The sequence below is a fragment of the Flavobacterium sp. MMLR14_040 genome (assembly GCF_033657265.1).
Taxonomy (GTDB): domain Bacteria; phylum Bacteroidota; class Bacteroidia; order Flavobacteriales; family Flavobacteriaceae; genus Flavobacterium.
In genome coordinates this window covers 82,693-91,374 of record NZ_JAWVWO010000020.1, presented here as the reverse complement: position 1 = coordinate 91,374, position 8,682 = coordinate 82,693, and the positions used below count along the sequence as shown (strand labels likewise).

Annotated in this window: 6 protein-coding genes; all 6 read left to right on the top strand. The window is 33.5% G+C overall.

The genetic code is table 11. The features are described from left to right. Positions 1 to 1,891 (top strand): gliding motility-associated C-terminal domain-containing protein (locus SD960_RS19950; RefSeq protein WP_318805569.1); only part of this gene is annotated, 1,891 nt, incomplete at its 5' end. A gap of 47 nt (positions 1,892 to 1,938) precedes the next feature. Then, complete coding sequence (locus SD960_RS19945) at positions 1,939 to 2,850, top strand: type IX secretion system membrane protein PorP/SprF (RefSeq protein ID WP_318805568.1); 912 nt, start codon at positions 1,939 to 1,941, stop codon at positions 2,848 to 2,850. Positions 2,851 to 2,861: 11 nt separating this feature from the next. Further along, the gene (locus tag SD960_RS19940) at positions 2,862 to 4,865 is read left to right on the top strand and encodes an OmpA family protein (RefSeq protein ID WP_318805567.1); all 2,004 of its coding nucleotides are present in this window, start codon (positions 2,862 to 2,864) and stop codon (positions 4,863 to 4,865) included. A gap of 258 nt (positions 4,866 to 5,123) precedes the next feature. After that, the gene (locus tag SD960_RS19935; RefSeq protein ID WP_042565642.1) at positions 5,124 to 5,549 is read left to right on the top strand and encodes a CBS domain-containing protein; all 426 of its coding nucleotides are present in this window, start codon (positions 5,124 to 5,126) and stop codon (positions 5,547 to 5,549) included. Between the two features lie 157 nt (positions 5,550 to 5,706). Beyond that, entirely contained in the window at positions 5,707 to 8,001 is a 2,295-nt protein-coding gene (locus tag SD960_RS19930) for an NADP-dependent malic enzyme (RefSeq protein WP_318805566.1), read from the top strand. 76 nt (positions 8,002 to 8,077) lie between these two features. After that, positions 8,078 to 8,659 (top strand): Holliday junction branch migration protein RuvA, encoded by a 582-nt coding sequence (gene ruvA, locus SD960_RS19925; RefSeq protein ID WP_318805565.1) that lies wholly within the window; start codon positions 8,078 to 8,080, stop codon positions 8,657 to 8,659. Positions 8,660 to 8,682: the final 23 nt, after the last annotated feature.

Sequence of the window (8,682 nt, the reverse complement as noted above, 5' to 3'; positions counted from 1 at the left end):
TACAGGCGGAGTTTTAATAGCAAACCCTGATGCAGCAGTTTCAGTAGTTGCCACAAACCAGCCACAAACTGTTGCAAATGTTTTTGATAATGATACAAACAACGGAATAGCAGTTGTACCAAGTGATCTAAACTTGACAATTGTAACGGCAGATCCAAAAGGAATGTTAACCTTAAATCCTGACGGAACAGTAACTTTAGAAGCAAACGCACCTTCGGGAACTTATGAAATTGTGTACCAAATTTGCGAAAAACTGAACCCGGCAAATTGCAGTTCAGCTTCAGTAAAAGTAACAGTTACAACACCAATTATTAATGCAGTTGAAGAAACGACAACTACGGTTGTTAACGGAGTTGTTGGCGGAACAACAGAATCTTTGGTTGCCAACGATACCTTAAACGGATCAACGGTAGTTATCGGAACAAAACCTGGAAATGTAACACTTTCAGAAGTAATGCTTCCAACAGGATTTATTTTAAATGCAGACGGAACCGTAACTGTACCGGCAAATACTCCGGCAGGAAATTATAATGTAGAGTACAAAATTTGTGAGATCAATAACCCAACAAACTGTGACAGTGCAATTTCAATAATTGTGGTTACAGGCGATGGACTTCAGGCAAATCCTGATGTAATTCCTTCAGTTGTGGAATCAAAAATGCCACAGGTTCTTGTGAATGTTTTTGACAATGATACCAATAACGGAATTGCTGTTGTACCAAGTGACCTAAACTTAACAATTGTAACGGCAGATCCAACAGGATTCTTAAAGCTTAACAACGACGGCACAGTGACTTTGGGCGCAAACGTACCTGCGGGAACTTATGAACTTACCTATAAAATATGTGAGAAACTAGATCCTAAAAATTGCAGTCAGGCAATTGTGCGTGTTAAAGTGAATGCAGTTATGCCTGTTACTCCTGCAACACCAATTGTTGCTAATAATGATGGAGAAGTTTTGGTAGACGGAATTAATGGGCAATTAGCATTCATCAATATTTTAGACAATGACTTATTAAGTGGCTTGCCTCTAAATGCATCTGATGTTGTGATTTCAAATACACCAAATCCTTATTTTGAATTTAATGCAGACGGAACCATAAATGTATTACCAAATACGCCTGGAGGAAATTATGCATTGGTGTATCAAATTTGCCAAAAAGCAAATTCTTCAAATTGTGCAACAGCAACATTAAATGTTTTTGTTGAAGTTCCGGCCATCGCAATTATTAAAACAGCAGTTTTTAATGATGAAAATAAAGACGGATATGCAAATGCAGGAGAAACAATTACTTATAAATTCAAAATAACAAATACAGGTAATGTTCCTTTAATGAAAATTTTAGTGACGGATTTATTACCAGGAATTATACTTTCAGGAGATGCAATTGATTTAGATGTAAACGAATCTGATGAAAATAATTTCACAGCTATTTATAAGATAAGCCAAGCTGATATCAATGCTGGAAGTGTAAGTAATCAGGCAAGCGTGCAAGGAAAAAGCGCAACAGGTATAGTAGTTGAAGATAAATCAGATGATTCTAATAACCTGGAAGATAAGCCTACAGTTTTGCCATTAAATGGTTGCCAGATTACAGTTCTAAATGCATTCTCTCCAAATGGAGATAATAAAAATGAGAAGTTCTACATTCGGGGATTAGAATGTTATCCTGATAATACAGTTGAAATATACAACCGTTGGGGAGTTTTAGTTTTTGATATCGATCACTACAATAATGAAGACAGAGCTTTCGTTGGATATTCTGCAGGACGAACAACCATGAAACAATCAGAAGGATTACCTGTTGGGACTTATTTCTATATTCTGAAATATAGAGACAGTGAGTTAAATCAACATGAAAAATCAGGTTACCTATATATTAATAAATAAAAAAATATGCGGCTTAGTTTAGCTAAGCCGTTTTTAAAACTTATTAAATGAAAAAATTAATTTTAGTTTTTATGTTTTTTTCAGTTGTGTGTTCAGCACAACAAGATGCACAATATACACAGTACATGTATAATACCATAGAAATTAATCCGGCTTACGCAGGTTCACGAGGTGTTTTAAGTGTTTTTGGTTTATATCGTACACAATGGGTTGGTCTTGACGGTGCGCCGGAAACAAGCACTTTTTCTATAAACACGCCATTAAGTAATAAGAAATTAGGTCTGGGTCTTTCATTGGTAAATGATAAAATCGGACCAACAAACGAGAATACATTGTCAGCTGATTTCTCTTATAGCATTCAAACTTCTGAATCAGCCAAACTTTCTTTTGGTATAAAGGGAACAGCAAATCTTTTTAATCTTGATTTAAACAAATTAAGTTTTGAAAATCAGGACGATCCGCAATTTCAGGATTTACAAAATAAGTTTACTCCAAATGTTGGTGCAGGTGTTTATTGGCATTCTGATAAAGCTTATGTAGGATTATCTATCCCTAATTTTATTCAGACGAATCGTTATAATGACGATGATGTTGCTATTTTTAAAGACAAAATTAACTACTATTTTATAGCAGGTTATGTATTCAATTTAGATCGTTTAGAGTATGTAAAATTCAAACCTGCCCTATTAACCAAAATGGTAGAGGGAGCGCCTTTGCAGGTTGATGTTTCGGGTAATTTTATGTTTAATGATAAGTTTGTTGTAGGTCTTGCTTATCGTTGGAGTGCTTCTGTAAGTGCACTAGCTGGTTTCCAGGTTACAAATGGTTTGTATATCGGATATGGTTACGATCATGAAACTACTAATTTAAGAAAATACAATTCAGGTTCGCATGAAATTTTCCTGCGCTTTGACTTTTTTAATAATTATAATAGAATGACATCACCAAGATTCTTTTAATCAATTTAAATATGAAGATTAAAAATTTACTATATACCTTTTTATTTTTTTATTTTTTTCTTAATGCAAATGCTCAAAGTTTAAGCGTAAAGCAGGCAGATAAAAAGTACAATAATTATGCTTATGCAGATGCAATAAAATTATACGAAAATGCAATAAAAAAAGGCAGCACCGAAGAAAACGTATTTCAGAAATTAGGTAACTCGTATTACTTTACCGGTGATTTAAAACAAGCCTTAAAATGCTATCAGGAATTATTTGCGCTTAATCGAAATCAGGAAGCGGAGTATTTTTACAGATATTCTCAATGCTTAAAATCGGTTGGAAATTATACTAAATCAGATGAAATTTTAGATGTTTTCAGCGAAAAAGCACCTTTGGACAAAAGAGCAATTTTATTCAAAAAAAACAGAAATTATTTAGATGATATTAAAGCAAATTCAGGGCGATACGAAATTGCCGATGCCGGAATTAATTCTAAAGATTCTGATTACGGAAGTGCTCTTATAGACAATAAACTCGTTTTTACCTCTGCCAGAGATACGGGCGGAATCGTAAAAAAGAACTTTAAATGGACAAATAAATCTACTTCGGCTTTATATTCTGTTGATTTAATGCCAGACGGAAGTATTAGCGACCCTGTGTTTTTTCATAAAAAAAGCCTAAAAACAAAATTCAACGAGTCGACACCTGTTTTTACAAAAGATGGAAAAACGATGTACTTTACCAAAAACAATTCTATAAATGGTAAAAGAGGTCAAAGCGAAAATAAAGTTACATTCTTAAAACTCTATAAAGCAATATTAATTAATGATGAATGGAGCAATGTGCAGGAACTTCCTTTTAATAGTGATCAATATAGTGTTGCACATCCCGCATTAAGTGTTGATGAAAAAACACTATATTTTGCGTCAGATATGCCGGGAACTTTAGGCTTGTCTGATTTATTTAAAGTAAGCATAAATAATGACGGAACTTATGGAAAACCAGAAAACCTAGGTGCAGATATCAATACCGAAGGCAGAGAAACATTTCCATTTATATCAAATGATAACGAAATTTATTTTGCCAGCGATGGTCGTCCGGGTTTAGGCGGACTCGATGTTTTTGTTGCAAAAATAAACAATGATGGTTCATTTGAAGAAGCACAAAACCTGGGAGAACCAATAAATAGTAAACAAGATGATTTTGCATTTATAATTAACAGTAAAAACAGAAATGGTTTTTTCTCTTCTAACAGAGAAAATGGTCTTGGACTTGACGATGTTTATAGATTTACAGAAATTCGAAAACTAATTTGCGAGCAGGATTTAATGGGAACCGTTACTGATGTTGAAACAAACGAAACACTTTCTAATGTAACCTTGTCATTGTTTAATGAAGCCTATCAATTTGTTGCAGAAGTGATTTCAGATCAAAACGGAAATTATATTTTTCCAAATGTAAAATGTGGTAAAAAATATTTCATAAAAACAGCCAAAACAGATTACGAAATAAAAGAAACCCCAATAGCATTAAAAAAAATAAACGGAAAAACTACTTTATCAATTGCTATTCAAAAGAAATTTAAACCTTTGGTAGCAAAACAAGTAGTTGTTAAAACAACTAAAGTCAGTCCTGTAATAATTAAATCTATTAAAGTAGGAATCGATCTTGCGAAATTATTGCATATCCCGATGAACTTTTTTGATTTGGGCAAAGCAACAATCAAAAAAAGTTCGGAACCGCAATTGCAGAAAATTGTTGATATTTTAAACCAATATCCAACATTAAAATTAGATATTCGTTCTCATACAGACAGCAGGCAATCTGCAGAAAATAATATGATTCTTTCAGAAAAAAGAGCACAATCGACCAAAAATTGGCTCATTCAAAAAGGAATTGACGGCAACCGATTAGCAGCAAAAGGATACGGAGAAACCAAATTGGTAAACCGTTGCGCCGATGGTGTCAAATGTAGCGAACAAGAACATCAGCAAAACAGACGAAGCGAATTTATTATTACCTACTTATAATGCATTTTATTTAATGAAATCCCTTTTCTAGATTTTTAGAAAAGGGATTTTTTATTTGTAAAAAACTAAGTTTAGTCAAAAGTGGTGTGTTATTCGCAAAAAAACTTTGAAAATGATTCTATTCTTTGTTGTAAAAATCTTAAATTTTAAAATACGATGTATAATGTTTAAAATGAGGTATTTATGAGGTTAAAAAATGATACTGAATGATTTTTATGTTTATTTTTTTCTAACTTTATAAAACTAAATTTTTCAGATATGACTGTAGAACAAATATTAAACACAAAAGGGAGAAATGTGTATTCAGTACGTTCAACAACAACTGTTTTTGAAGCATTGAAAGTAATGGGCGAAAAAAATATCGGAGCTATCCTTGTCATAGACGGATCTGATTTAAAAGGTATTTTGTCTGAAAGGGATTATGCTCGAAAAATTGTTTTAAAAGACAAATCATCCAAAGAAACTTTTGTTCATGAAATTATGGAAAGCCATGTTTTTTCAGTTAAACTCTCCAATAATATTGAAGATTGCATGGAACTGATGAGCACAAAAAGAATCAGGCACTTACCGGTTTTAGAAAATGAAATTGTGGTTGGAATAATTTCTATAAGCGACGTTGTTAAGGCAATTATAGAAATTCAAAAAGACACAATTAACCACTTGAATTCTTATATTTCACAATAAAATAAATAAAAAAGATACCTAGTAATTAAATAGTCCAACATAATTTGGGCTATTTTTTTATTACCTCAATTTTCTTTTTAACAAAAGAAAGCCATAAAAACACGCCATTTTAAGTGAAGACTTATATCTTTGTAAGCTAGAATAAAAGCAAAAAACAATGAACAAAGAGAGTAAAAGAAGAGAGGCGTTACTGTACCATTCAGAGCCAACTCCAGGAAAAATTCAGGTAGTTCCAACAAAAAAATATGCAACACAAAGAGATTTATCTTTGGCTTATTCGCCAGGAGTTGCAGAACCATGTTTAGATATTGCAGCAAACGTAGAAGACGTTTACAAATATACAGCAAAAGGAAATTTAGTTGCCGTTATCTCAAACGGTACAGCTGTTTTAGGATTAGGAAATATTGGTCCTGAAGCTTCTAAACCAGTAATGGAAGGGAAAGGGTTACTTTTCAAAATATTCTCTGACATCGACGTTTTTGATATTGAAGTAAATACAGAAAATGTTGAAGAATTTATTCAGACTGTAAAAAATATTGCCCCAACTTTTGGAGGAATTAATCTGGAAGATATTAAAGCGCCGGAATCTTTTGAAATAGAAAGAAGATTGGTAGAAGAATTGGATATTCCGGTCATGCACGATGATCAGCATGGTACGGCAATTATTTCTTCGGCAGCATTGATTAATGCGCTTGAATTGGCAGGTAAAAAAGCAGAAGATGTAAAAGTTGTAGTTTCAGGAGCAGGATCTGCTGCAATCGCTTGTACTGATTTATATGTTTTGTTAGGCGTAAAAGTCGAGAATATAATGATGTTTAATAGTAAAGGACTTTTAACAAAAGACAATCCTTCGCTATCAGAATTACAATTAAAATATGCGGTTGACGGTGCCAAAATTGAATTGGCAGAAGCAGTTAACGGAGCTGATGTTTTCATAGGTTTATCTTCAGGAGGTGTTTTATCGCCAGAAATGTTATTGACAATGAAAGACAATCCGATTGTTTTTGCAATGGCAAATCCAAATCCGGAAATCGATTATAATTTAGCTGTAGAAACTCGTAAAGATGTTATTATGGCTACAGGACGTTCTGATTTTCCTAATCAGGTGAATAACGTTTTAGGTTTTCCATACATTTTTAGAGGAGCATTAGACGTTCGAGCTACAAAAATTAACGAAGAAATGAAAATGGCCGCAGTAAAAGCGCTGGCTATTTTAGCAAAAGAACCAGTTCCGGAGCAAGTTAACGTAGCTTATGGCGCAACAAAATTAGGTTTCGGTCAGGAATATATTATTCCTAAACCATTTGATCCGAGGTTGATTACTATCGTAGCGCCTGCTGTTGCCAAAGCTGCAATGGAGTCTGGAGTAGCAAAAAATCCTATTACAGATTGGGCAGCTTATGAAGATGGACTTCGCGAGCGTATGGGCAACGATAATAAAATGGTGCGTTTAATGACCAACCGTGCAAAAATGGATCCTAAAAGAATCGTATTTGCAGAGGCAGATCAATTAAATGTCTTAAAAGCAGCTCAGATTGTTTATGAGGACGGAATTGGTTTTCCAATTTTATTAGGAGATAAAGAAATTATTTTAGGACTTAAAAAAGAGTTAGGTTTTGATGCTGATATTGAAATCATCGATCCTAAAACTACTGAAGAAGAGGCAAGAAGAAACAGATTTGCCACTTTATACTGGGAAACAAGAGAAAGAAGAGGAGTTTCGCTTCTTGATTCTCAAAAATTCATGCGCGAAAGAAACTATTTTGCAGCCATGATGGTAAACTCAGGCGAAGCAGATGCTTTAGTTACCGGTCACACAAGAAGTTATCCAAGTGTGGTAAAACCAATGTTGCAATTAATAGACAAAGCACACGGAGCATCACTTGTGGCAACTGCAAACATGATGTTAACGTCTCGCGGACCAATGTTTTTATCAGACACGGCAATAAATATAAATCCATCTTCTGAGGATTTAGTGAATATTGCTATTATGACAGCTAAAACGGCTAAAATGTTTGGTGTTGAACCAGTAATTGCAATGGTATCATTTTCGAACTTTGGATCATCTACAAGTCCTGGAGCGTCAAAAGTAAGAGAAGCGGTAGCTTATTTACATAAAAATCATCCTGAAATGATTGTTGATGGAGAAATTCAGGCAGATTTTGCTTTGAATCCGGAAATGCTTCAGGAAAAATTTCCATTCTCTAAATTAGCAGGTAAAAAAGTTAATACCTTAATTTTCCCTAACTTAGAATCGGCAAATATTACTTATAAGTTATTAAAAGAATTATATAAAGTAAATTCTATTGGTCCTATTATGATGGGTATGGGCAAACCGGTTCATATTTTTCAATTAGGTGCAAGCGTAGAAGAAATGGTTAACATGGCTGCGATCGCCGTAATTGATGCTCAGGAAAAAGAAAATAAAAAAAATAAACTTGCCAGAGAATAACTATATTTTAAGTTAACAATAATTTTGTCGTATTTTTATTGCAATTATTGTTATATTTGGGGCTTTAAATTAAATTATGATAACACATTTGCAAGGGAAATTGGTGGAAAAGAACCCCACCGAAGTTGTGATAGATTGTGGAGGTGTAGGATATCAGATAAATATATCTTTACATACCTTTTCACTACTTCCTAATGCTGACTTTATAAAATTGTATACGCATCTTCTAATCAAAGAAGATGCGCATACTTTATTCGGATTTGTCGAAAAATCAGAACGTGAAATATTTAGAATGCTGCTTTCAGTGTCAGGTATTGGTGCAAACATTGCCAGAACAATGTTATCATCAATAGAACCAAGACAAATTATAAATGCAATTGCTGCAGGAGATGTGGGTTTAATCCAGTCGATTAAGGGAATTGGAAACAAAACAGCACAAAGAGTAATACTTGATTTAAAAGAAAAAGTGTTAAAATTGTACGATTTGGATGAAGTTTCGATAGTTCAAAACAATACAAATCGAGATGAAGCGTTATCTGCTTTGGAAGTTTTAGGTTTTGTTCGAAAGACTTCTGAAAAAGTAGTAGAGAAGATCGTAAAAGAAGACCCTGAGGCTACTGTGGAAACGATCATTAAAAAGGCGTTAAAAAGCTTATAAACTCATTAAGTTAAACTAATTCT